This is a genomic window from Nocardia sp. NPDC088792 (assembly GCF_044750615.1).
Lineage (GTDB): Bacteria > Actinomycetota > Actinomycetes > Mycobacteriales > Mycobacteriaceae > Nocardia.
Genome location: NZ_JBIVKC010000010.1, coordinates 41122 through 68097, shown reverse-complemented (window position 1 = coordinate 68097; position 26976 = coordinate 41122). Strand labels below are relative to the sequence as shown.

The 26976-nt window shown below is 71.8% G+C and carries 2 protein-coding genes (1 of these 2 only partly in view); both read left to right on the top strand.

What is annotated here, in order from left to right; genetic code table 11:
• On the top strand, nt 1–8104 hold the 3' portion of the coding sequence (locus ACIP5Y_RS46880) for a type I polyketide synthase (protein WP_400360317.1). 8240 nt of this gene lie to the left of the window's left edge; 8104 of the gene's 16344 nt are visible here — the last part of the coding sequence; the start codon falls outside the window, past its left edge; its stop codon occupies nt 8102–8104.
• A complete protein-coding gene (locus tag ACIP5Y_RS46875) occupies nt 8101–26976 on the top strand; it encodes a type I polyketide synthase (protein WP_400360316.1) in 18876 nt (6291 codons plus the stop codon). The genes ACIP5Y_RS46880 and ACIP5Y_RS46875 overlap by 4 nt, the downstream gene beginning before the upstream one ends.

Genomic DNA, 26976 nt, shown 5'->3' with positions numbered 1-26976 from the left:
GGCGCACGGCACCGGAACGACATTGGGCGACCCCATCGAGGCGCAGGCCCTGCTCGCCACCTACGGGCAGGACCGTGAGCACCCGCTGTGGCTGGGTTCGATCAAGTCGAACATCGGTCACACGCAGGCCGCCGCCGGTGTGGCGGGGGTGATCAAGATGGTCATGGCCATGCGGCACGGCATCCTGCCCGCCACGCTGCATGCCGAGGCGCCTACGCCGCACGTGGACTGGTCGTCGGGCGCGGTCGAGCTGCTGACCGAATCACGCGCCTGGCCGGAGGTGAATCGCCCGCGCCGCGCGGGGATCTCGTCGTTCGGCATCAGCGGCACCAACGCGCACGTCGTCCTCGAAGCGGACGCCACCGCGGGAGCACTCGATCCCGTTCGCGGGGATGGGGCGGATCCGGAGGCCACGGGCGCACTGGTCGCCGATGTAGGCCGCTCCCAGGTGTCCGGCGTGGCCGGGCGCGAGGTTGTGCCTTGGGTGCTCTCAGGTAAGGGTCAGCACGCCTTGCGGGCGCAGGCGGCCCGCTTGGCGGACGCTGTGGAATCCGGGGAGCCGCACCTGCTGGATGTGGCGTTCTCGCTGGCGACCACGCGCGCCGCCGTCGAGGACCGCGCGGTCGTGCTGGGCACGAGCCGGGCCGAGCTCCTCGCAGGCCTGCGCGCACTGGCCCACGGAACCCCCTCGACGAGAGTCATCGAAGGAACGGCGACCGAGGGCAAACTGGCATTCCTGTTCTCCGGCCAGGGTGCACAGCGATTGGGCATGGGCCGCGAACTGTACGAAGCCTTCTCCGGGTTCGCGAACGCCTTCGACGAGGTTTGCGCGGCATTGGATCTGCCACTGCGGCAAGTGATCTGGGGCGACGATCCGGAGCCGTTGAATCGCACCGACTACGCGCAATCCGGGCTGTTCGCGGTCGAGGTGGCGCTGTTCCGGTTGCTGGAAGGCTGGGGTCTGCATCCGGACTTCTTGCTCGGCCATTCCATCGGCGAGCTGGCGGCCGCACATGTCGCGGGCGTGCTCTCACTGTCCGACGCGGCCGTACTGGTGACGGCGCGCGGCCGGTTGATGCAGGCGCTGCCCCTCGGCGGCGTGATGGTCGCGGTACTGGCGCCGGAGGCGGAACTGCGGCCGCTGCTCGTCGACGGAGTGAGTATCGCCGCGGTCAACGGCCCGAATGCCGTCGTGCTGTCCGGTGACGAGGACGCGGTGCGCTCGGTGATCGGTGACCGGAAAGCCAAGCAGCTGCGGGTTTCGCACGCCTTCCACTCGGCGCGCATGGAACCGATGCTCGACGAGTTCCGGCAGGTGGCCTCCGGCCTGTCCTATCAACAGCCGCGAATCCCGCTGGTATCCAACGTGACCGGGCAGCCGATCGAACGCTACGACGCCGAGTACTGGGTGCGGCACGTACGGGACGCGGTGCGGTTCGCCGACGGCATGGGGTGCCTGGCCGAGCTGGGCGTACACACCTTCCTGGAGCTGGGCCCCGACGGCACGCTGGCCGCGATGGGCCGCGCCTGTCTGCCCGAGGCCGGATTCGCGCCCATGCTGCGCAAGGGCCGGACCGAGCCCGAAACGGTGATATCCGCAGTGGCACAGCTGTATACGCGGGGGATCAGCCCGGACTGGGCGGCCATGTTCCCGGGTGCGCGCACCGTGGCGTTGCCGACCTATGCGTTCCAACGGCAGCGCTACTGGCCCGAACTCACGGAATCCGGTCTCGACTCGCTGCTGTACGGAATCGATTGGTGGCCGCTTGCCGAGACGGACCCGCCCGCGCTCTCCGGCACCTGGCTGGTGGCCGGACCCGCGGACCACGACCTCGTCGATGCTTGTACGGCAGCGCTGGCCCGCCACGGCGCCACGGTCCGCCGCGTGACGGACCTCGCCGAGGCGCGCGGCACCGACGCCGACGGCGTGCTGTCGCTCCTCGCGCTGGACGAAACCCGGGCGCTCGCGGACACTCTCGCCCTGCTGAATTCCGAGGTCGGCGCGCGGCTGTGGTGCGTCACCCGGGGCGCGGTCTCCATCGGCGCCGCGGATGTGCTGGAAAGTCCTGCACAAGCGCAGGTTTGGGGCCTCGGCCGCGTGGCGGCGGTGGAATTCCCGGCGCGGTGGGGCGGTCTGATCGACCTGCCCGAGGTGTTCGACGAACACGCGCAGGCCCGCCTGGTCCAGGTGCTCTCCGGAGCGGCCGGTGACGATCAGGTCGCGGTGCGACCGTCGGGTCTGTACGGGCGCCGTCTGACTCGCGCGATCCGGAAGACATTGGCCGCCAGGACCTGGCGGCCGCGCGGCACCGTGCTCATCACCGGCGGGACCGGTGCGCTGGGCGCGCACGTCGCCCGCTGGCTGGCGCGCAATGGCGCCGAGCAGTTGGTGCTCACCTCCCGTCGCGGCGCATCCGCGCCCGGCGCAATCGAACTGGTCGCCGAGCTCACCGCATTGGGCACGAGAGCCACCGTCGTCGCGTGCGACGTCGCGGATCGTGCAGCTCTGGCGGCCGTCCTGGCGGACCATCCGGTCGACGCCGTGGTGCACGCCGCCGGACTGAGTCACATTGCGCCGTTGTCCGTCACCACGCCGGAGGAGATCGCCGAGATCGCGGCCGGAAAGCTGCTCGGCGCACAGCATCTCGACGAACTGCTCGGTGACCGCGAACTCGATGCCTTCGTACTGTTCTCGTCCGTCTCCGCGGTCTGGGGTGTGGGCGGCCTGGGCGCGTACGCGGCCGGCAACGCCTACCTGGACGCGCTGGCACAGCACCGCCGGGCCCGCGGGCTCACGGCGACCTCCATCGCGTGGGGACCGTGGGACGACGGCGGCATGGTCGAGGCGCAGGGTGAACGGGATCCCTTGCGGCGGCGCGGAGTTCCGGTGCTCGCGCCCACGCGAGCCATCGCCGCCCTGCAGCAGGCGCTCGACCATGACGAGACCTTCGTGGCCGTCGCCGATGTGGACTGGGCGCGATTCGCGCGACTGTTCACCCTCGAACGTCCCAGCCCGATGCTCGCCGGTATCCCGGAGGCCGGTCCCGCCCCGGAACCCGCCGGTCCCGTGCGGACGGATGAGCCGCTGGCCGTGGACGATACGGCGCTGCTGGACGCGACGGCATTGCTGGACCTGGTCTGTGCCCGGGTCGCCGAGGTCGTCGGCCATACCGGCGCGCAGGCCGTCGAACCCGGACGGTCCTTCCACGACATAGGTTTCGACTCGCTCACCGCCGTCGAACTGCGGGATCGGCTCAGCGCGGATACCGGGCTGGCGCTGCCGGCGACACTGGTCTTCGACCACCCGACTCCCGTCTCGGTCGCCGAATACCTTTCCGCGACACTTCACGGCGGACGATCGTCGGTGCCCGCCGCGCCCGCGACGGTGGCCGTGGACGATGACCCGATCGCGATCATCGGAATGAGTTGTCGGTTCCCGGGCGGGATCGCCTCTCCCGAGGACCTGTGGCAGGTGGTCCGCGACGGCGTGGACGTGCTCTCGGAGTTCCCCGCCGATCGCGGCTGGGATCTGCGGTCCATGCCGGCCGAACCGCGGGCGGGTGGATTCGTGCGCGACGCCACCGATTTCGACGCCGCCTTCTTCGGCATCTCGCCGCGCGAGGCGCTGACGATGGATCCGCAGCAGCGCCTGCTGCTCGAGGCCGCGTGGGAGGTGTTCGAGCGAGCCGGCATCGACCCGGTCTCGGTGCGTGGCAGCCAAGCGGGCGTGTTCATCGGCGCCGCGAATTCGGAATACGGGCCCGGCCTCACCGGGGCCGCGGACAGCGCCGAGGGGTACGCGCTGACCGGCAGCGTCACCGCGGTCGCCTCGGGCCGCATCGCCTACACCTTCGGGCTGGAGGGACCCGCGGTCACGCTCGACACGGCGTGTTCGTCTTCGCTCGTCGCTCTGCACCTGGCCGGTCGCTCGCTGCGCCACGGCGAATGCTCGATGGCGCTGGTCGGCGGTGTCGCGGTGATGTCGCAGCCCGGTGCGTTCATCGACTTCGCCCGGCAGGGCGGGCTCGCGGACGACGGCCGCTGCAAGGCGTTCTCGGCGGCCGCGGACGGCACCGGCTGGTCCGAAGGCGTCGGTATGGTGCTGGTGGAACGACTTTCGGACGCACGCCGCAACGGGCACCGGGTGCTGGCGGTGGTGCGGGGTTCGGCCATCAACCAGGACGGCGCGTCGAACGGGCTCACCGCCCCCAACGGTCCCGCCCAGCAGCGAGTCATCCGGGCCGCACTGGCCGACGCCCAACTCGGCACCGCCGATATCGATGCCGTCGAAGCACACGGCACGGGAACGAAACTCGGTGATCCGATCGAGGCGCAGGCCCTGCTCGCCACCTACGGGCAGGACCGCGAGCGACCGCTGTGGCTGGGCTCGGTGAAATCGAACATCGGCCACGCACAAGCTGCCGCCGGCATGAGCGGAATCATCAAGACAGTGCTGGCACTGCGCCACGCGGTACTGCCCCGCACCCTCCACATCGGCGAACCCACCCCGCACGTGGACTGGTCGGCGGGCACGGTGTCGCTGCTCACCGAACAGATTCCGTGGCCGGAGACCGGACGGCCCCGCCGAGCCGCGGTATCGGCGTTCGGGATGAGCGGCACCAACGCGCATACGATCCTCGAGCAGGCCCCGCAACCCTCGGACGCGGTGCCGGTCCCGAATCCGCACACGCTCGCCGACGGCTCCGCGGCACCGGACAAGGGCCGGGGTCCGGTATCGGCGAGCCTGCCGTGGATCATCTCGGCGAAGACCGATCAGGCGATCAGGGCGGCGGCGCAGCGGCTTTCGGACCACCCGCATGGCGCATCGAGCGCGGAGATCGGGTACTCGCTGACGACGACCCGGTCCCTGCTGGATCGGCGCGCGGTGGTGATCGCGGCGGACGAGACGGGATTCCGGGCCGGTCTGGACGCGCTGGCGCGCGGCGAATCGGCGGCACATGTCGTCCTCGGCACGGCCACCGCCGTCCCGGGCAGGACCGCGTTCGTCTTCCCCGGCCAGGGCTCGCAATGGGCGGGCATGGCACTCGAATTACTCGACTCCGCACCGGTTTTCGCGGCCCGCATGGCGGACTGCGCGCAGAGTCTGCGGCCCTTCACCGACTGGACGCTGACCGACGCGCTCGGCGACGAGCAACTGCTGGAGCGTGTCGACGTCGTGCAGCCCGCGCTGTGGGCCGTCATGGTCTCGCTGGCCGCGCTGTGGCAGTCCTTCGGTGTGCGCCCCGCCGCCGTGGCGGGACACTCCCAGGGCGAGATCGCCGCGGCCTGTGTCGCGGGTGGACTGTCGCTGGAGGACGGCGCACGAGTCGTGGCGCTGCGGAGCAAGGCGCTGCTGGCGCTGTCCGGGCGCGGCGGCATGATGTCGGTGGCCCTGTCCGCGAACGACATTCAGGACCGGCTGGGTACGAGCCTGTCGCTCGCCGCGGTGAACGGGCCGAATGCCGTCGTAGTGTCCGGCGCCCCGGACGCTTTGGACACATTGCTCGCCGAACTCACCGCCGAAGGTGTGCGCGCCCGCCTGATTCCGGTCGACTACGCCTCGCACTCCGCCCAGGTGGAGGCGATCCAGGCGGAACTGGCGACCGCGCTCGCGCCGGTCACTCCGCGGCCCTCGGACATCACGTTCGTGTCCGCGCTCACCGGAAAGGCCATCGACACCACCGAATTGACCGGGGACTACTGGTACCGCAACCTGCGTGAGACCGTGCGCTTCGAAGAGGCGATCCGCACGCTGGCTGCGGACGGATACGGGATCTTCGTCGAGACGAGCGCACATCCGGTGCTCACCGCCGCAGTCTCCGACACCGCCCCCGATGCGGTGACGGTGGGCTCGCTGCGCCGCGCGGACGGCGGGATGACTCGCTTCCTCACCTCGCTGGCCGAGGCCTTCGTGCGCGGGGCGGCGGTGGACTGGACACCGATCCTGCCCGCCGCCGCACCCGTCGAGCTGCCGACGTATCCCTTCCAGCGGCAACGATTCTGGCTCGAGACCCGCCGTAACGCGGATCCGGTGGACGCCCGCTTCTGGGAGGCGGTGGAACAGCAGGATCTGACCTTCCTGGAGTCGGCCCTGAACCTCGCGGCGGATCGACCACTGAGCGATGTGCTGCCCGCGTTGTCGTCGTGGCGGCGCGGCCTGCGGGACCGGTCGATCGTCGACTCGTGGAGCTACCGCGTGGACTGGAAACCGCTGGCGCACAGTGAGTTCCCGCGATTGGCGGGAACGTGGCTGGTGGTCTCGGCGCCGGGTACCGATCGCCGCGCGATCGTGGATGCTCTGGCCTCGCACGGTGCCGCGATCGTCGAACTCGAAACGGCGGGCGCCGACCGCGACGCCCTCGCGCGACGCCTGCCGAAGACGCCCTTCAGCGGCGTGCTGTCGTTGCTGGCGCTCGATGATCTGCCGCACCCGGAGCATGCGGCGGTGCCGCGTGGCTACGCGACGAGCTTGGCACTGGTACAGGCGCTGGGCAGCACCGGAATCGACGTTCCGCTGTGGTGCGTGACGCGTGGCGCGGTGTCGGTCTCCGGCGAGGCCATGCGGCCCGACCAAGCCTTGCTGTGGGGCCTGGGCAGGGTTGCGGCACTGGAACTTCCCGACCGCTGGGGCGGGCTGATCGACCTGCCGCAGCAGTGGGACGCGCAGACCCCGGAACGCGTCGCGAACGTCCTGATCGGAACCGAGGACCAGGTCGCGGTGCGACCGGACGGAGTCTTCGGCCGCAGACTCGTCCACGCACACCTGGGCCGCAACGGATTCGAGGGTTGGACGCCCTCGGGAACCGTGCTGATCACCGGCGGAACCGGTGCTCTCGGAGCGCATACGGCCCGCTGGCTGGCCGCCGAGGGAGCCGAGCACGTGGTGCTGGTGAGCCGGCACGGGCCCGAGGCCGACGGTGCCACGCAATTGGCGGCCGAATTGCGCGCGCTCGGTACCGAAGTCACGGTGCGTGCCTGCGATGTGGCCGATCGAGCGGCGCTGGCCGAACTGATCGCGAGCCTGCCCGCACTCGACGCCGTCGTGCACACGGCAGCGGTACTCGAGGACGGTGTGATCGACGCCTTGACCCTCGAGCAGGTCGATCGAGTACTGCGGGTCAAGGCCCGGGCCGCGTGGGACCTGCACGAGCTCACCATGGCCATGAATCTGAAAGCGTTCGTGGTGTTCTCGTCGCTGGCCGGTGTGGTCGGCACACCCGGGCAGGGCAACTACGCGCCCGGCAATGCCTATCTGGACGCACTGGCGGAACACCGCCGCGCACAGGGCCTGCCCGCGACCGCCGTCGCGTGGGGTCCGTGGGCCGGCGGCGGCATGGCCGAACGCGGTGTCGGCGAAACCGCCCGGCGCCACGGAGTACCGGAAATGGCTCCCCAGCGCGCCATCAGCGCCCTGCGCCAGGTACTCGAGCACGGCGAGCACGCACTGACCGTCGCCGAGATCGACTGGGACCGCTTCTATGTGGCGTTCACCGCCACCCGCCCCAGCCCGCTGCTGGCCGACCTGCCCGAGGCCGCCCGGCTCGCGCGGGCGGGCGGCGACGATGAACCCGTCGCCTCGGCCCTGACCGAACAGCTCGCCGGAGCCGGAGAAGCCGAACAGCAGCGGGTGCTGGTGCACTTGATTCGCACCCAGGTGGCGACCGTGCTCGGGCATGGCGACATCGCCGGGATCGAATCGGGAAGCTCGTTCAGCGACTTCGGATTCGACTCGGTGACCGCCGTCGAATTCCGCAACCGGCTCGCCGCCGCGACCGGTATCCGGCTACCCGTGACCGCGGTCTTCGACTACCCGACCCCGCAATCGCTGGCCACCAGCCTGCGTGCGGAACTGGTTCCCGCACCGGCCGATCCGGCCGCGGCGGGAATCGCCGAACTCGAACGACTGGAAGCCATCCTGGCCGCGACCGGTCCGGACACGGCCGCCGCGCTCACGACCCGGCTCGAGGCGCTGCTCGCGACCTGTAAGCAGCACGAGCGACCGCCCGCCGAGGCCGCGGGCGAGGAAATCGAATCCGCCACAGCGGAAGAACTGTTCGACATTCTCCACAAGGAATTCGGGAAGTCAGTGGGTGACCTGCAATGACGGATGAAAACAAACTGCTCGAGAACCTACGGTGGGCGACCGCCGAACTGCGCCAGGCCCACCAGCGACTGCGCGAGGTCGAGGATCGCCAGCGGGAACCGATCGCGGTCGTCGCCATGAGCTGCCGGTTCCCCGGTGGCGTGCGCACTCCCGAAGACCTGTGGGAGCTGCTGGCCGCCGGGCGCGACGCCGTCGGCGAATTCCCCGCCGATCGCGGCTGGGACCTCGACGCGCTGTACGACACCGACCCGGCCCGCCTGGGCCGATCCGATGCCCGCGAAGGCGCGTTCGTCCACGATGCCGGCGCCTTCGATCCGGGCCTGTTCAAGATCTCGCCGCGCGAGGCGCTGGTCATGGACCCACAGCAGCGGATGCTGCTCGAAGTCTCGCGGGAAGCCTTCGAACGCGCCGGAATCGACCCGGAGGCCTTGCGCGGCCAGCGGATCGGCGTGTTCGCCGGCACCAACGGGCAGGACTACGCCGGCCTGCTGGCGGCCGTGCCGCAGACCACCGAGGGCTATCTGGCCACCGCCACGGCCGCCGCGGTGCTGTCGGGGCGCATCTCCTACTCGTTCGGCTTCGAAGGGCCCGCCCTCACCGTCGACACCGCCTGCTCGTCATCGCTGGTGGCGCTGCATCTGGCGGCGGAATCGCTACGGCGCGACGAATGTTCGATGGCGCTGGTCGGCGGCGTCACCGTCATGTCGACCCCGACCATCTTCGTCGAATTCTCCCGCCAGGGTGGCATGGCCGCCGATGGCCGCAGCAAGGCCTTCGCGGCCGGCGCCGACGGCGCCGGCTGGGGTGAAGGCGCGGGAGTGCTGCTGGTGGAACGACTTTCGGAGGCCCGCCGCAACGGCCATCAGGTGCTGGCGGTGGTACGCGGCTCCGCGGTGAACCAGGACGGCGCGTCCAACGGGCTCACCGCCCCCAACGGCCCCTCCCAGCAGCGGGTCATCCGGGCCGCACTGGCCGACGCCCGCCTGGGCGCCGCCGATATCGACGCGGTCGAGGCACACGGCACGGGAACGAGACTCGGTGATCCGATCGAGGCGCAGGCTCTGCTCGCCACCTACGGGCAGGATCGTGAGCGACCGCTGTGGCTGGGGTCGGTGAAGTCCAATATCGGGCACACCCAGGCCGCCGCCGGCGCGGCCGGCCTGATCAAGATGATCATGGCCATCCGGCACGGCGAACTGCCGCGCACCCTGCACGTCGACGCCCCGACCCCGCACGTGGACTGGTCGGCGGGGGCGGTCTCGCTGCTCACCGAACACCGGCCCTGGCCCGAGACCGGTGCGCCGCGCCGTGCGGGAATCTCCTCCTTCGGTGTCTCGGGCACCAATGCGCACGTCATCGTGGAACAAGCCGAGGACATCCCGGTCCCTGATGTGGAAGTCACTGTGCCACAGGTGCTTCCGTTCGTGGTCTCCGGCCGGTCGGTCCCCGCGCTGCGGGCCCAGGCCGACCGGCTGCGCACCCATGTGGACACCCACCCGGACGCCACGCTGCCCGATCTGGCCTTTGCGCTGGCCACCACTCGGACCGCCTTCGAGCACCGGGCCGCCGTGGTGGCCGCGGACCGCGACGCCTTGCGGGACGGGCTGGCCGCGCTCGCCGACGGCGCCGCCGCGCCCGGAGTGACAAGCGCGGTGGTGAACGAGGGCGGGCTCGCCTTCCTCTTCGCCGGGCAAGGCAGTCAGCGCATCGGCATGGGCCGCGAACTGCACACGCACTACCCGGTTTTCGCCGCCGCCCTGGACGCGGTGTGCGAGCAGTTCGATCCCGCGGTGCGTGCGGTGCTCTTCGGCGACGGCGCCCTACTCGATCGAACCGAGTTCACCCAGCCCGCCCTGTTCGCCGTCGAGGTAGCGCTGTTCCGGCTGTTCGAACACTGGGGGATCGTCCCGGACTTCCTGCTCGGCCACTCCATCGGCGAACTGGCCGCCGCGCATGTCGCCGGAGTGCTCACCCTCGCCGACGCCTGCACCCTCGTCGCGGCGCGCGCCCGCCTGATGCAGGCACTGCCCACCGGCGGCGCCATGACCGCCATCGCGGCGAGCGAGGACGAGATCACGCCGTTGCTCACCGACCGGGCCGGCCTCGCGGCGATCAACGGGCCGGACGCCGTCGTCGTCTCCGGGGACGAGGACGCCGTGGCCGCGATCGCCGGGCGGTTCACGGATCGGAAGACCAAGCGGCTCACGGTGAGTCACGCCTTCCACTCGCATCGCATGGACCCGATGCTCGACGAATTCCGGCGCGTGGCCGCGCGGCTGACCTACGCCGCGCCCCGCATCCCGATCGTGTCCGATCTGACCGGCGCACCGGTCGACACCTTCGACGCGGACTACTGGGTCCGCCACGTTCGTCACACGGTCCGCTTCGCCGACGGCATCCGGTATCTGCACGCCCAGGGCGCCACCAAGTTCCTCGAACTGGGACCCGACGGCACCCTCACCGCGATGGCCCGCGACACCGTGTCCGACGCGGACGCGGTGCTGACGCCCGCGTTGCGCAGGGACCGCGGCGAGGCCGAAGCCGTCACCACGGCAGTGGCACGGTTGTTCGCGCACGGCGTCCGGCCCGCGTGGAGCGCCATGCTCACCGGGCGGGCGGTGGAGCTGCCGCTGTACGCGGCGCAGCGACAGCGGTACTGGATCGAAACACCTGCCGGCACCGGCGATGTCACCGCCGCCGGCCTCGGTGCGGCCGGGCATCCGCTGCTGGGCGCGACCATTACCCTCGCCGACGCCGATTCGATGCTGCTCACCGGCCGGCTGTCCGTGCGCACGCATCCGTGGCTGGCCGATCATGTCGTGCTGGGCCGGATCCTGCTGCCCGGCACCGCATTCGTCGAACTCGCGCTGCACGCCGCGGATCGGGCCGGTTGCGACCTGCTCGAGGAGCTGACGCTCGAAGCCCCGCTCATCCTGCCCGAACACGGCGGCGTGGCGGTCCAACTGCTGGTCGGCGCGCCCGACCAGGCCGGGCGACGGCCGCTCACCGTCCATTCGCGACCCGACGAGACCGACGCGGACGAACCGTGGACGCGCCACGCGAGTGGTGTACTGGCCACGCGCACCAGCGGATACACCCAATCGGCCGCGATGGTCGAATGGCCGCCCGCCGGCGCCGAACCACTCGACGTGGACGGCTACTACGACTGGGTCGCGGGCCTCGGATTCGACTACGGCCCGGCCTTCCAGGGGCTGCGCGCGGCCTGGCGCCGCGACCACGAACTGTTCGCCGAAGTCACCCTGCCCGATACGGATCAAGCCGAACGCTTCGGTGTGCATCCGGCACTCCTGGACGCCGCACTGCACACCCTCGGTCTCGGCCGCGACGAGGAACAGGGCCGAATTCCCTTCTCCTGGAACAATATCGAGCTGCGGGCGGTGGGTACGTCGACGTTGCGGGTCCGGCTGACACCGGCCGGTGCGGATGCGGTCGCGCTCGAGCTGGCCGACGGCGCCGGGGCTCCGGTCGCCTCGATCGGCGCGCTGATGCTGCGGCCCGTGACCGCGGACGGCCTGGACCGCCGCCCCCGGATCCGGCCGCGCTCGCTGTTCCGGATCGACTGGCCGCAGATCCAGCCGCATCCCATCGCGGAGACCGTCGACATCCACCGGGATCTGGACGAAATCGGTGAACACGCAGCCGAATTCACGGTCCTGGCCTTCGAGCCGGAACCGGGCGAGGCGACCGCGGAGGCCGCGCACGCCGCGACCCACAAGGCGGTGCACGCGATTCGAACCTGGCTGGAGAACGACCGATTCGCCGGATCCACCCTGGTCTTCCTGACTCGGGGCGCGGCCGGTCCGGACCTCACCGACCTGGTCCACGCTCCGGTGTGGGGTTTGGTGCGGTCCGCGCAGAGCGAGCATCCCGGCCGCTTCGTCCTCGCCGACCATGACGGCCGGACCCCGGACCTGTTGCGCGGCGCGCTGGCCACCGGCGAGCCGCAATTCGTGCTGCGGGGCGGGAAAGTCCATGTGCCCCGGTTCGTTCCGGTAACCCCGGCCGAGGAGCGTCCCGGATTCGGTGCGGGCACGGTGCTGATCACCGGCGCCTCCGGATCGCTGGGCCGGCTGCTGGCCCGCCATCTCGTCACCGACCACGGCGTGCGCACACTGCTGCTGGTCAGCCGGCGCGGCCCGGACGCGGACCAGATCGCCGAACTCACCGGACTCGGCGCCGAGGTCACCGCGGCGGCCTGCGATCTGGCCGATCGCGCCGCGGTCGCGGCGCTGCTCGCCGACACCGACCTGACCGCCGTGGTCCACACCGCCGGCGTGCTCGACGACGGTGTCGTCACCGCGCTCACCCCCGAGCGCATCGACACCGTGCTGCGCCCGAAGCTCGACGCCGCCCTGTACCTGCACGAAGCGACCAGCGACCGTGAGCTTTCCGCGTTCGTGCTGTTCTCCTCGGTCGCCGGCGTGCTGGGCGGTCCGGGACAGGGCAACTACGCCGCGGCCAATACCTTCCTCGACGCCCTCGCCCAGCATCGCCGCGCGCTCGGGCTGCCCGCCACCTCGCTGGCCTGGGGGCCGTGGGAGCAGACCGGCGGAATGACCGCCGATCTCGATGACACGGCCACGGCCCGCATCGCCCGGATCGGCGCCCGGCCGCTGTCGGCGGGGGAGGGCCTGGCACTGTTCGACGCCGCGTGGCCCACCGCCGAAGCGGTCCTCGCGCCGGTGCGGCTGGAGCTGTCCGTACTGCGCGCACAGGCCGCGGCGGAGTCCCTGCCCGCCATGCTGCAGGGCCTGGTGCGCGCGCCTGCGCGGCGGGCGGTCGTCGAATCCTCGCTCACCGCTACCCTTTCCGGGCTGCCCGAACCCGAACAGGACCGGATCGTCCTCGATCTCGTCCGTGCCGAGGCCGCGATCGTGCTCGGGCACACCGGCTCCGGCGAGATCGATGCGGGCACGGCGTTCCGCGACTTCGGATTCGATTCCCTCACCGCGGTCGAACTGCGCAATCGCCTCGCCGAGCGGACCGGTCTGCGCCTGCCCGCCACCCTCGTCTTCGACCACCCGACACCGGCCGCGCTGGCACAGTGGCTGCGCTCCGAACTCCTCGGAGAGGACCGCGCCCTCGCACCCGTCACCGCCGCGGCGCACGCCGCCGACGAGCCCATCGCCATCGTCGGCATGAGCTGCCGCTACCCCGGCGGCGTCACCGGCCCGGAGGAGCTCTGGCGTCTCGTCGACACCGGCACCGACGCGGTCGCGCCGTTCCCGGCCGACCGCGGCTGGCATGTCGAATACAGCGAGGACCCCGACCGGCCCGGCACCAGCTACGTCCGGGAGGGCGGATTCCTCTACGACGCGGCGGAATTCGACGCCGGCTTCTTCGGGATCAGCCCCCGCGAGGCGACCGCCATGGACCCGCAGCAGCGACTACTGCTCGAAACCACCTGGGAGGCCTTCGAATCCGCCGGCATCGCCCCGGAGACGATGCGCGGCAGCCGCACCGGCGTCTTCGCCGGCGTGATGTACCACGACTACCTCTCGCGCCTGCACACCGTGCCCGAAGCCCTGTCGGGGTACATCGGCACCGGCGGCTCGGCCAGCATCGCCTCCGGGCGGGTGGCCTACCTGTTCGGTCTCGAAGGCCCCGCGGTCAGTGTGGACACCGCATGCTCCTCATCGCTGGTCGCCCTGCACCTGGCCTGCCAGGCGTTGCGCAACGGCGAATGCTCGATGGCACTGGCGGGCGGTGTGACCGTCATGCCGACACCGGTGGTGTTCGTCGAGTTCAGCAAGCAGCGCGCGCTCGCACCCGACGGGCGCAGCAAATCCTTCTCCGCCGACGCCGACGGCACCGGCTGGTCCGAAGGCGCGGGCATGCTGTTGGTGGAACGACTCTCCGACGCGCGCCGCAACGGGCACCCCGTGCTGGCGGTCATCCGCGGCTCGGCGATCAATCAGGACGGCGCCTCCAACGGGCTGACCGCACCGAACGGTCCTGCGCAGCAACGGGTCATCCGCCAGGCGCTGGCCAATGCCGGGTTGTCCACCGCCGAGGTGGACGCGGTCGAGGCGCACGGCACCGGCACCGTTCTCGGCGATCCGATCGAGGCGCAGGCCCTGCTCGCCACCTACGGACAGGACCGGTCCGGGGAACAGCCGCTGTGGCTGGGTTCCTTGAAATCCAATATCGGCCACGCCCAGGCCGCCGCGGGCGTGGGCGGAATCATCAAGATGGTCATGGCCATGCGGCACGGCACGCTGCCGCGGACCCTGCACGTCAGCGCGCCCAGCACCCAGGTCGACTGGACCGCCGGCGCGGTGCGGCTGCTCACCGAGCCGGTGCGCTGGCCCGAACTCGGGCGACCGCGCCGCGCGGCGGTCTCCTCCTTCGGGATCAGCGGCACCAACGCACACGTGATCCTCGAACACGCCACGACGGAAGACGTGGTGGCACCGGCGAATCCGGATGGCCGCGCCGCGCTGGACCCGATTCCGTGGGTGCTGTCGGGCAAGACCGCCGACGCCGTGCAAGGCCAGGCCACACGACTGCTCAGCGCAGTGGACGGCGCGCTCTCCAGTGAGGCAGCGCTGCCTGCGAACGAGACAGCACTGTCTGCGAACGCGGCGCTCGCGGTGGATATCGGCTTCTCCCTTGCCATCTCCCGCTCCGCGCTCGAGCATCGCGCGGTCGTGCTCGGCCGCGACGGCGACGAACTTCGCCACGGCCTGGCGGCCCTGTCCCGCGCAGACCAGAGCGCGCGGGTCCTTACGGGCGCCACCGTCGGCGGCAGGATCGCGTTCCTGTTCCCCGGTCAGGGCGGGCAGTGGACCGGCATGGCGGTGCAACTGCTGGACTCGTCCCCGATCTTCGCCGCGCGCATGGCCGAATGCGCTGTCGCACTGGCACCGTACGTCGACTGGAACCTGTCGGCGGCGCTGCGCGACAACGCACTGCTCGAGCGCGTCGATGTCGTGCAGCCGGTGCTGTTCGCGGTGATGGTGTCGCTGGCCGAACTGTGGCGCGCGCACGGGATCGAGCCCGGCGCGGTCGCAGGCCATTCCCAGGGCGAGATCGCGGCGGCCTGCGTCGCCGGCGCCCTGAGCCTGGCGGATGCGGCCAAGATCGTCGCCCTGCGCAGCCGCGCGCTCTCGGCCCTGGCCGGCCACGGTGCGATGGCCTCGTTCGCCCTGACCGCCGACGCGGCCGAGACCCTGCTGACCCGATGGGACGGCAGGCTCGAACTCGCGGCGGTCAACGGACCGACCTCGGTGGTGGTGTCCGGTGAACCGGCCGCCATGGCCGAACTGATCGAACACTGTGCCGGACAGGGCATCTGGACCCGGCGGATACCGGTCGACTACGCCTCGCACTCGGTGCAGGTCGAACAGATCCGCGACGAACTGCTCGAGGCCCTGGACGGGGTCACGCCCCGCGCCGCGGCGGTGCCGTTCTTCGCCACCGCCACCGGGCAGTGGATCGACACGGCCACCCTCGACGCCCGCTACTGGTATGAAAACCTGCGCCGGCAGGTCCGATTCGAGACCGCGATCCGCGGGCTGTTCGACGACGGGTATCGGCTCTTCGTCGAATGCAGCCCGCATCCGGTCCTCGTGCCCGCCGTGCAGGAAACACTGGACGGCTACGCCGAACCGGCCGCGGTGACCGGCACCCTGCGCCGCGAACAGGGCGGCTACGACCAATTCCTGGCCTCGATCGCGCAGGCCTACACCCACGGCGCCCCCGTCGACTGGGCCGGCCGGTTCGCCGGATCCGGGGCCCGGCGCATCGCGCTGCCCACGTATGCGTTCCAGCGGCAACGGTATTGGCTCGACGCGCCCGAGACCGGCGGTGGGCAGCTCGTCGCCGCACCCGTCACGGCCCCGGCCGAAGCCGGTGGGCTCGCGGGCCGGCTCGCCGGAATGACCGCGGCCGAACAGCAACGAGCCGTCCTCGAACTGGTGCGATCCACCGTCGCAGCCGTACTCGGTCACGAATCGCCCGAGGCCATCCCCGGTACGCGCGCCTTCACCGAGATCGGATTCGACTCGCTCACCGCCGTCGAACTGCGCAACCGCCTCGGCACCGCGACCGGGCTGAGCCTGCCGGCCACCCTGATCTTCGATCACCCGACCGCCGCGGCGCTGGCCGGATACCTGACCGCCGAACTGCTCGGCGTGCGCGCCACGGCCGCGCCGGTCACCGCGGCGGCCGCCTCCGACGAACCCATTGCGATCATCGGCATGAGCTGCCGATTCCCCGGCGAGGTCCACACCCCCGACCAGCTGTGGCGGCTGCTCGCCGCGGGCGTGGACGCGATCGGTGACTTCCCGGCCGACCGCGGCTGGGATATCGAGAACCTCTACGACCCCGCCGCCGACGGCAGCTCCACCACGCGCGAGGGCGGATTCGTCCACGACATGCCCGAATTCGACGCCGAGTTCTTCGGGATCTCACCGCGCGAGGCGCTGGCCATGGACCCGCAGCAGCGCATGCTGCTCGAAACCTCCTGGGAAGCCTTCGAATTCGCGGGCATCGATCCGACCTCGATCCGCGGCGGGCGGGCCGGGGTGTTCATCGGCGCGGCCGCGTCCGGCTACGGCGGCGGACAGCCGGTGCCCGGAGCCGAGGGCTACGCGCTGACCGGCGGCGCCACCAGCGTGATGTCCGGGCGCATCGCCTACACCTTCGGCCTCGAAGGACCCGCGCTGACGGTCGACACCGCGTGCTCGTCCTCGCTGGTCGCCCTGCACCTGGCGAGCGAATCGCTGCGCCGCGGTGAATGTTCCCTCGCCTTGACCGGCGGTGCGACCGTCATGTCCACACCGGAGATCTTCGCCGAGTTCGCCCGCCAGCGCGGGCTGGCCGCGGACGGACGGTGCAAGGCGTTCTCCGCCGGTGCCGACGGCACCGGCTGGTCCGAGGGCGCGGGCATGCTGCTCGTGGAACGACTCTCCGACGCGCGCCGCAACGGGCATCGGGTGCTGGCCGTCGTGCGCGGCTCGGCGATCAATCAGGACGGCGCTTCGAACGGTCTGACCGCGCCGAACGGGCCTGCGCAGCAACGGGTCATCCGCCAGGCCTTGGCCAATGCCGGGCTGAGCACCGCCGACGTCGACGCGGTCGAGGCGCACGGCACCGGCACCATCCTCGGCGACCCGATCGAGGCCCAGGCCCTGCTCGCCACTTACGGGCAGGACCGGGACACGCCATTGCTGCTCGGCTCCATCAAGTCGAACATCGGGCACTCCCAGGCCGCGGCCGGCGTCGCCGGGATCATCAAAATGGTGCTCGCACTGCGTCATCGGGAACTGCCCAGAACCCTGCACAGCGAGCAGCCGTCGCCGTTCATCGACTGGACCTCCGGCGCGGTCGAACTGCTCACCGAGGCCCGCGCCTGGCCCGACCACGGCCGCCCGCGCCGCGCGGGCGTGTCCTCCTTCGGCGTGAGCGGCACCAACGCACACGTCATCCTCGAGGAAGCCCCGGAGGTGACCGCGACCACTGCTACCGCTGCTCTCACCACCGCGGGAATCTCGCCCTGGCTGGTGTCGGCACGCAGCGTGACCGCGTTGCGCGCCCAAGCGCGCCGGCTGCTGAGCTTCACCGACACCGCGCCCGAACTCGATCTCGCCGCCGTCGGATTGTCGCTGGCGACAACGCGAGCCGCGCTCGAACAGCGGGCCGTGGTACTCGGGGCGAACCGCGAGGAGCTCGCACAGGGCCTGCACGCCCTGGCCGACGGCGCGCCCGCATCCGGGGTGATCGCAGGCGTCGCGGCCGATGAGGCGCGCGTGGCCTTCCTGTTCTCCGGGCAAGGATCCCAGCGGCCGGGGATGGGCCGGGAACTCTACGAGCGGTTCCCGGTATTCGCCGAGACCTTCGACGAGGTCTGCGCCAAACTGGATCACCGCCTCGAACAGTCGTTGCGCGACATCGTGTTCGACGGTGGCGAGCTGATCGACCGGACCGTCTACACCCAGGCCGGGCTGTTCGCACTGGAGGTGGCGCTGTTCCGCCTGGCCGGAAGCTGGGGCCTCACACCGGAATTCCTGCTCGGACACTCGATCGGTGAACTGGCCGCCGCGCACTGCGCCGGAGCGCTGACCCTCGAGGACGCGTGCACCTTGGTGGCCGCGCGCGGGCGGCTCATGCAGCGACTGCCCGTCGGCGGTGCGATGGTGGCCATCCAGGCCACCGAGGCCGAAGTCCTGCCCGTATTGTCCGGCGGAGCAAGCATCGCGGCGGTCAACGGACCGCGCGCCGTGGTGGTCTCGGGGGAGGCGCACGCGGTCGACGCCGTCGCGGCGCACTTCGCCGATCGAAAGACCAAGCGGCTGAGCGTGAGTCACGCCTTCCACTCACCGCTCATGGCACCGATGCTCGACGAGTTCCGCGAGATCGCGGCCGGGCTGTCCTATCTGCCGCCGCGGATTCCGGTGGTGTCCAACCTGACCGGCGAACCCGTACGCGCCTACGACGCCGAATACTGGGTGCGCCACGTGCGCGAGGCCGTGCGCTTCGCCGACGGCATCCAGCGGCTGGCCGCCCTCGGCGCGACGACCTTCGTCGAACTCGGACCCGACGGCGTACTGACCGCGATGGGACAGGACTGCCTGCCCGACGCGACCTTCGTCGAACTACAGCGCAAGGACCGTCCAGAGGAATCGGCCGCGCTCACCGCGCTCGCCCGGCTGCATGTGCACGGTATCGATATCGACTGGGCGCCACTGTTTTCCGGCGCCACGACGGTCGATTTGCCGACCTATGCCTTCCAGCGCCGCCGGTTCTGGCCGAGCGCGCTGCCCGCGCGCGGGAACATGACCGCGGCCGGACTGAGCGCGACCGGTCACCCGCTGCTCGGCGCCGTGATGGCGCTGCCGGAATCCGGCGGGGTGGTGCTGAGCGGGCGGCTGTCCCTGGAAACCCAGCCCTGGCTGGCCGATCACACGGTCATGGGCACGGTGCTGCTGCCCGGCACGGCCTTCGTGGAGCTGGCCGTACAGGCCGGAGACCAGGTCGGCTGCGACCTGCTCGACGAATTGATCCTGCAAGCGCCGCTGCCGCTGCCCGAACGCGGCGGCGTCGCGCTGCGGGTCACGGTCGGCGCGGCCGACGACACCGGCCGACGTAGCGTCACCGTGTACTCGCGCGCCGACACCGCGGCCGACGACGAACCATGGACGCGCCACGCCGAAGGCGTGCTGGCCACCGGCGCACCGAACAGTCCTGCCGCGCTGCAGGAATGGCCGCCGGCCGGCGCCGAGCCGATCGGGCTCGACGGCTACTACGAGCGCGTCGCCGCGGACGGTTTCGGCTACGGCCCGGCCTTCCGCGGCCTGCGCGGCGCCTGGCGGCGCGGTGCGGAGGTCTTCGCCGAGGTCGCGCTCCCGGAGGGCCTGGACGGGGAACGATTCGGGATACACCCGGCCCTGCTCGACGCCGCCCTGCACACGCTCGGCTTCGCCGCGCCCGACGAGATCGGCCGGCTGCCGTTCTCCTGGCGGTCGGTCGCCCTGCACGCCACCGGCGCCACCGCCCTGCGGGTGCGGCTCACCCCGGCCGCCGGCGACGGCTACACCCTGGTGGTGGCCGATGCGGCCGGACAGCCGGTGGCCGAGGTGGAATCCCTGGTGCTGCGCGCGGTTTCGGCCGAGCAGCTGTCGCGCGCGGGGACACCGCGCAACTCGCTGTTCGCCATCGATTGGGCGCCGATCTCGGCAAGCCCGGCGATCCGCGAGGAGAGCTGGACCGTGCTCGCCGACGGCGCTGCCGAGATCGCGGGCGAGCTGACCGCTGCCGGGCATCGGGTCGCCGCGCACGCCGAACTCGGTTCCCTGCACGCGACATTGGACCGTTTGCAGGCCTGCCTCGCCGACGGCACGACGCTGCTGCTGGTCGTCACCCGCGGCGCGGTCGCCGCGGCGGCCGGGGACCGGGTGCCGGATCCGGCGCGGGCCGCGGTGTGGGGATTGCTCAGGTCGGCGCAATCGGAGAATCCGGACCGAATCCTGCTGGCGGACACCGATTCCACGGCAGGCTTCGCCCAAGCGTTCGCCACCGCCCTGGGTGCGGGCGAACCACAGGTCGCGATCCGCGCCGGCGCACCGCTCGCACCCCGGCTCACCCGGGCCGAGCCCGCGCTGGTGGCGCCCGCGGACACCGCATGGCGACTGGACACCACCGGTCCCGGCACACTGGAGAACCTCGCCCTGGTCCCGAATGACGCCGCGGCCCGGCCGCTGACGCACGGACAGGTCCGGATCGCGGTGCGCGCGGCGGGATTGAACTTCCGCGACGTGCTCAACGCGCTCGGCATGTACCCCGGCGCGGTCGAAGCCCTCGGGCTCGAAGGCGCGGGCGTGGTGCTCGAGGTCGGTCCGGGCGTGACCGGGCTGGCCCCGGGAGATCGGGTGATGGGCCTGCTGACCGGTGCGTTCGCGCCGGTGGCCATCGCCGATCAGCGGCTGATCACCACCATTCCGGCAGGCTGGACCTTCGCCGAAGCCGCCTCCGCCCCGGTCGTCTTCCTCACCGCCTACTACGCGCTGGTCGATCTCGGCGGGCTGCGGGCGGGGGAGTCGGTGCTGGTGCACGCGGCCGCCGGCGGCGTCGGAACGGCCGCCTTGCAGCTGGCGCGCCACCTCGGCGCCGAGGTGTACGGTACCGCCGCGCCCGGCAAGTGGGATGCGTTGCGCGCGGCCGGAATCGGCCGCGACCATATCGCCTCCTCTCGGACCACCGACTTCGAGCAGTCGTTCGGCGAGGTCACCGGCGGTCACGGCGTCGATGTCGTGCTCGATTCGCTGGCAGGCGAATTCGTCGACGCGTCGCTGCGACTGCTGCCGCGCGGCGGCCGCTTCCTGGAGATGGGCAAGACCGATGTCCGCGAGGCGGACGCGGTCGCGCGCGCTCACCCCGGGGTCGAGTACCGCGCGTTCGATCTGTTCCAGGCCGGACCCGACCGCATCCAGCAGATGCTGCGCGAGGTGCGCGGGCTGCTCGAACAAGGCGTACTGCGGCCGCTGCCGCTGACCGCCTGGGATGTGCGCCGCGCCCGCGACGCGTTCCGGTTCATGAGCCAGGCCCGCCATATCGGCAAGGTCGTGCTCACCGTCCCGGCCGCCTTGGATCCCGCGGGCACCGTCCTGGTCACCGGGGCGACCGGTGCACTGGGTCGGCTGGTCGCCCGGCATCTGGTCACCGCACACGGCGTGCGGCACCTGCTGCTGGCGAGCCGCCGTGGCACGGATGCCGAACTGGCAGCCGAACTCTCGGCGCTGGGCGCCGAGGTGACCATGGCCGCCTGCGATGTCGCCGACCGCGACGCGGTCGAGCAACTGCTGGCCGGGGTGCCCGCCGCGCACCCGCTGACCGCCGTGGTGCACGCCGCCGGAACGGTCGCCGACGGCACCGTCGGCTCGCTCACCCCCGAACGCGTCGACACGGTGCTGGGGCCCAAAGCCGATGCCGCACTGCACCTGCACGAGCTGACCCGGGAAATGGACCTGGCCCGGTTCGTGCTGTTCTCCTCCATCGCGGCCACCTTCGGCGGTGCGGGACAAGGCAATTACGCCGCGGCGAACTCGGTGCTCGACGCCCTGGCCCAGCACCGCCGCGCCCGCGGACTGCCCGCCACCGCGCTGGCCTGGGGATTGTGGGCGCAGCCCAGCGGCATCTCCGGACACCTCGACGCGGCCGATCTGGCCCGCATGGCGCGCGGCGGTTCGAAACCGTTGTCCACCACCGACGGTCTGGCCCTGTTCGACGCCACCCTGAGTGCGGACACCGCGTTGCTGCTGCCGTTCCACCTCGATACCGCCAAGCTCGCCGCGCCGGTCTCACCGCTGCTCGCCGGGCTGGTCCGGGCGCCGGCCCGGCGTCGCGCGGCCGAGGTCGTCGCGCCGGACGCCTCGCTGACCCGGCGGCTGGGCGGGATGGACCCGATGGAACGCGACGAGTTCCTGGTCGAGCTGGTGCGCACGCATGCGGCCGTGGTGCTCGGTCATGCCGGGCCGGAGTCGATCGATTCCGCGCGCGCCTTCAACGAACTCGGATTCGATTCCCTCACCGCGGTCGAGCTGCGTAACCGGCTGGGCGCGGACACCGGGCTGCGCCTGCCCGCGACGCTGATCTTCGACTACCCCAGTGCCGCCTCGGTCGCGGGATATCTGCGCGCGGAGCTGGTCGGGACCGACACCGTCGATGAGCTCGCGGCGCCGGCGCCGGTCGGTGCGGACGATCCGATCGCCATCGTGGCGATGAGTTGCCGGTTCCCCGGCGGCATCGGCTCACCGGAGGAGTTGTGGCAGGCGCTGTGCGACGGCGCGGACGTGATGTCGCCGCTGCCGCGCGACCGCGGCTGGAACCTGGCCGGCCGCTCGGCCGCCACCGAGGGCGGATTCCTGTACGACGCCGGGGATTTCGATGCCGAATTCTTCGGAATCTCACCGCGCGAGGCCTTGTCGATGGATCCGCAGCAGCGCATCCTGCTCGAGGCCTCGCAGGAGGCGTTCGACCGTGCGGGCCTGGCCACGGAGACCGTGCGGGGCAACCGGATCGGTGTCTTCGTCGGCACCTGGGCGCACGGCTACGGCGGCGGCGCGGACGGTTACGCGCTGACCGGCGGGGCGACCAGCGTCATGTCCGGTCGCATCGCCTACACCTTCGGCCTCGAGGGCCCGGCCGTCACCGTGGACACCGCCTGCTCCTCGTCGCTGGTCGCACTGCATCTGGCCGCGCAATCGCTGCGCAGCGGTGAATGTTCCATGGCCCTCGCGGGCGGGGTGACCGTGATGGCGACCCAGCTGACCTTCGAGGACTTCTCCCAGCAGGGCGGACTCGCACCCGACGGTCGCTGCAAGGCGTTCGCGGGGGCCGCAGACGGCACCGGCTTCTCCGAGGGCGTGGGCCTGGTCCTGGTGGAGCGACTCTCGGACGCGCGCCGGCTCGGGCATCCGGTGCTGGCGGTGGTGCGTGGCAGCGCGGTGAACCAGGACGGCGCGTCCAATGGGCTGACCGCGCCGAACGGGCCTGCGCAGCAACGGGTCATCCGCCAGGCGCTGGCCCATGCGGGCCTGTCCGCCGCCGAGGTGGATGTGGTCGAGGCGCACGGCACCGGGACCCGGCTCGGGGACCCCATCGAGGCGCAGGCGGTGCTGGCCACCTACGGCCAGGATCGGGACCGGCCGCTGTGGCTGGGCTCGGTGAAGTCGAATCTGGGGCACACCCAGGCCGCCGCGGGTGTGGCGGGCGTGATCAAGATGGTGCTCGCGCTGCGGCACGAATCGCTGCCGAAATCGCTGCACATCGATCGCCCGACGCCGGAGGTGGACTGGTCCGCCGGTGCGGTGGAACTGCTCACCGGCGATGTGCCGTGGCCGATGTCGGAGGTGCCGCGCCGGGCCGGAGTCTCCTCGTTCGGGTTGAGCGGCACCAACGCCCACCTGATTCTCGAGCAGGCGCCCGCGGAAACCGGCACGGCCACACCGGGTTCGGTGCCACCTTCCGCGCCGACCGAGACGCCGACCGTGGACGCGGTGGCGTGGCCGCTGTCGGCCAGGACCGAGGCGGCGCTGCGCGCCCAGGCGGATCGACTGCGTGCCCGGGTCCTCGGCGATGCGGAGCTGCGCCCGGCCGATATCGCGCTGTCACTGGCCACCACCCGATCGGCGTATTCGCAGCGGGCCGTGCTGGTCGGCGCGAGCCGGGCGGAGCTGCTGGCCGCGACGAGCGCGCTGGCCACCGGCGCGGCCGATCCCGCCGTGGTGCGCGGTAGCGCCGGCGAACCGGGCAAGGTTGTGTTCGTCTTCCCCGGGCAGGGCTCCCAGTGGCCGGGAATGGCGCTGGCACTGGCGGATTCGTCACCGGTGTTCGCCGAGCGGCTGGCCGAATGCGAACGGGCGCTGGCCCCGTTCGTGGAATGGTCGCTGCGGGAGGCGATCACCGACGAGGACGCGCTGCAACGCCTCGACGTCCTGCAGCCGGTGCTGTGGGCGGTGCTGGTCGCGCTCGCCGGATGGTGGCGTTCCTGCGGCGTGGAACCGGCCGCGGTAGTGGGCCATTCGCAAGGCGAGGTGGCCGCCGCCTGCGTGGCGGGCGCACTGTCCCTCGAGGACGGCGCCCGGATCGTGGTGCTGCGCAGCCGGTTGCTGACGACCCTGACCGGGACCACCGGTCTGTTGTCGGTGCCGCTGCCGGTGGAGCAGGTGCGCGAACTGATCGAGCCGTGGGGCGACCGGCTCGCGATCGGGGGCGTGAACGGGCCACGGCGGGTGATCGTCTCCGGCGCCGCCGAGGCCCTCGGCGAACTGCACGCGAGCCTGCCCGATATCGACACCCGGCACATTCCCGCCGGCGTCGCCTCGCACTCGGCGCACGTGGAAGGGCTGCGCGCGCAACTGCTCTCGGCACTGGCATCGATCACACCGCGGTCCTCGCGGGTGCCGTTCTACTCGACGGTGACCGGCACGACCCTGGACACCGCGACCCTGGACGCCGCGTACTGGTATCGGAACCTGCGCGAGACAGTGCGATTCGCCGACGCGGCGAGCGCACTGCTGGCCGATGGGCACCGGGTGTTCATCGAGGCGAGCCCGCACCCGGTGCTGACTGTCCCGATCCAGGAGATCGCCGACGACAGCGGCGCCGAGGTGCTCGTCACCGGTTCGCTGCGCCGCCACGACGGCGGACTGTCGCGCATGCTGGGCGCGCTGGGCGAGGTGCACGTGCGAGGTCTCGCGGTGGATTGGGCCGGACTCGTCGCAGGGGGGCGCGTGGTGGAGTTGCCCACCTATGCCTTCCAGCGCAAACGGTATTGGCTCACGCCGCAGCCGGGCGGTGCGGCACAGGAGAGCGACGGCGCGTTCTGGGATGCCGTCGACCGCGGTGACGTGGACCTGCTTGCGGCGGCCGTCGGCAGCGACGGGGCGGACCCGCGTTCCTCGCTGAGCGCGGTGCTGCCGATGCTGTCCGCGTGGCGCAGCCGCCGGCGCACCCGCTCTACCCTCGATGCCTTGGGCTACCGGGTCGACTGGCATCCGGTCGCCGACGGTGCGCCCGCGATGTCGGGCACCTGGGTGGTGGTGACGCCGGAGGGTCTCGACGCCGCCGAATTCAGCGACGCCCTCGAACGGCACGGCGCCAAAGCGGTGACCGTCACGCCGGATCGGTTGTGCGACATCCTCGCCGACGGCACCGAAATCGCCGGGCTGCTGTCGCTGCTGGCGCTGGACACCCGGCCGCATCCGGTGCATCCGGTGCTGGCGCGCGGACTGACCGGCACGCTGGAAATGGTTGCGGCCCTCGCGGATTCACCGCTGGACGTGCCGCTGTGGTGCATTACGCGTGGCGCGGTGGCGGTCGGGCGGTCGGATCGGACGATCGAGGCCGGGCCGGCGCAGGTGTGGGCGCTGGGCCGGGTTGCGGCGCTGGAGTTTCCGCGTGCCTGGGGCGGACTCGTCGATGTCCCGGAAACACTGGACGAGCGTGCGGCGGCCCGGCTCGCGGGCATCCTGTCCGGCGCCACCGGCGAGGACCAGCTCGCGGTGCGCTCCTCCGGTGTCTCGGCGCGGCGCTTGGTGCCCGCTCCCAGTGGGCAATCCGCGAATGAGTGGCGACCGCGGGGCACGGTACTGATCACCGGCGGGACGGGCGCGGTGGGTGCGCGGATCGCACGCTGGCTGGCCGGCGCGGGCGCCGAACACCTGGTGCTGGTGTCGCGCCGCGGACCCGACGCTCCGGGAGCGGCCGAGCTGGCCGCCGAACTCGGTGTCGCAGTGACGTTCGCGGCCTGCGATGTGGCCGATCGTGCCGCACTGGCCGAACTGGTACGCGAGGTCGAATCCGGTGGCAACGCCATCACGGCCGTCGTGCACGCGGCGGGCGTGAGCGCCGCGGCGGGACTGGCCGAACTCACCCTCGAGCAGCTGGCGAACGTCTGTGCCGCAAAGGTTTCGGGCGCGGTGCACCTCGACGAGGTGTTCGCCGATCGAGACCTGGACGCGTTCGTCCTGTTCTCCTCGGTCGCCGCGATCTGGGGCGGTGCGGGCCAGGCGGCGGGCGCGGCGGCCAACGCGGCGCTGGAGACGGTGGCGCGGCGCCGGCGCGAGCGCGGATCGGCCGCGGTCTCGATCGCGTGGGGACCGTGGGCGGAGGGCACCCTCGCCGAGGGTGTCTCCGCGGACCAGCTGCGCCGCCGCGGAGTCGAGCCGATGGCGACCGACCTCGGGATCGCCGCGCTGCGGCAGGTCGCCGGGCAGGACGATGCGGCCGCGGTGGTGGCCGAGATCGACTGGGAGCGATTCGCGCCCGCGTTCACCGTCGCGCGCCCGAGCCCGCTCATCGCCGAGCTGCATCAGCGTCAACCGGTCGTCGAGGAGCCCGATCCCGGCGAATCCGCGGAGCTGCGCGGCCGGCTGTCCGGCCTGCCCGAACCGCAACGGTACGAGGCGGTGCTCGAATTCGTCCGTGCCCAAGCGGCTTCGGTCCTCGGCTACACCGGCGCGGAGGAACTGCCGGAGGATCGCCCGCTGCGGGAGTTCGGCTTCGACTCGCTCACCGGGGTGGAACTGCGCGGACGTCTGAGCCGGGCGACCGGTCTGCGACTGCCGGCCACGCTGGTGTTCGACTTCCCGACCCTGGCCGCGCTCACCGCCCGGCTGCTCGGTGAGTTGTTCACGAGCGCGAACGGCGCCGATCCGGGCGAGGACCGCATCCGCGGACTGCTGGCCGAGATTCCGCTGTCCCGGCTGCGGGACGCGGGCCTGATGGAAGTGCTGTTGCGCCTGGCCGACCCCGATGCCGCCGAGGCGTCGCCGGCGGAGACGACCGGCCTGATCGACGAGTTGGACGACGACAGTCTCATCCGGCTGGCGCTGGACACGGATGCCTGA

What these genes read in the sequence shown, in the direction of transcription:
- ACIP5Y_RS46875 (WP_400360316.1), top strand. Translation starts at nt 8,101, where the DNA reads ATGACGGATGAAAACAAACTGCTCGAGAACCTACGGTGGGCGACCGCC.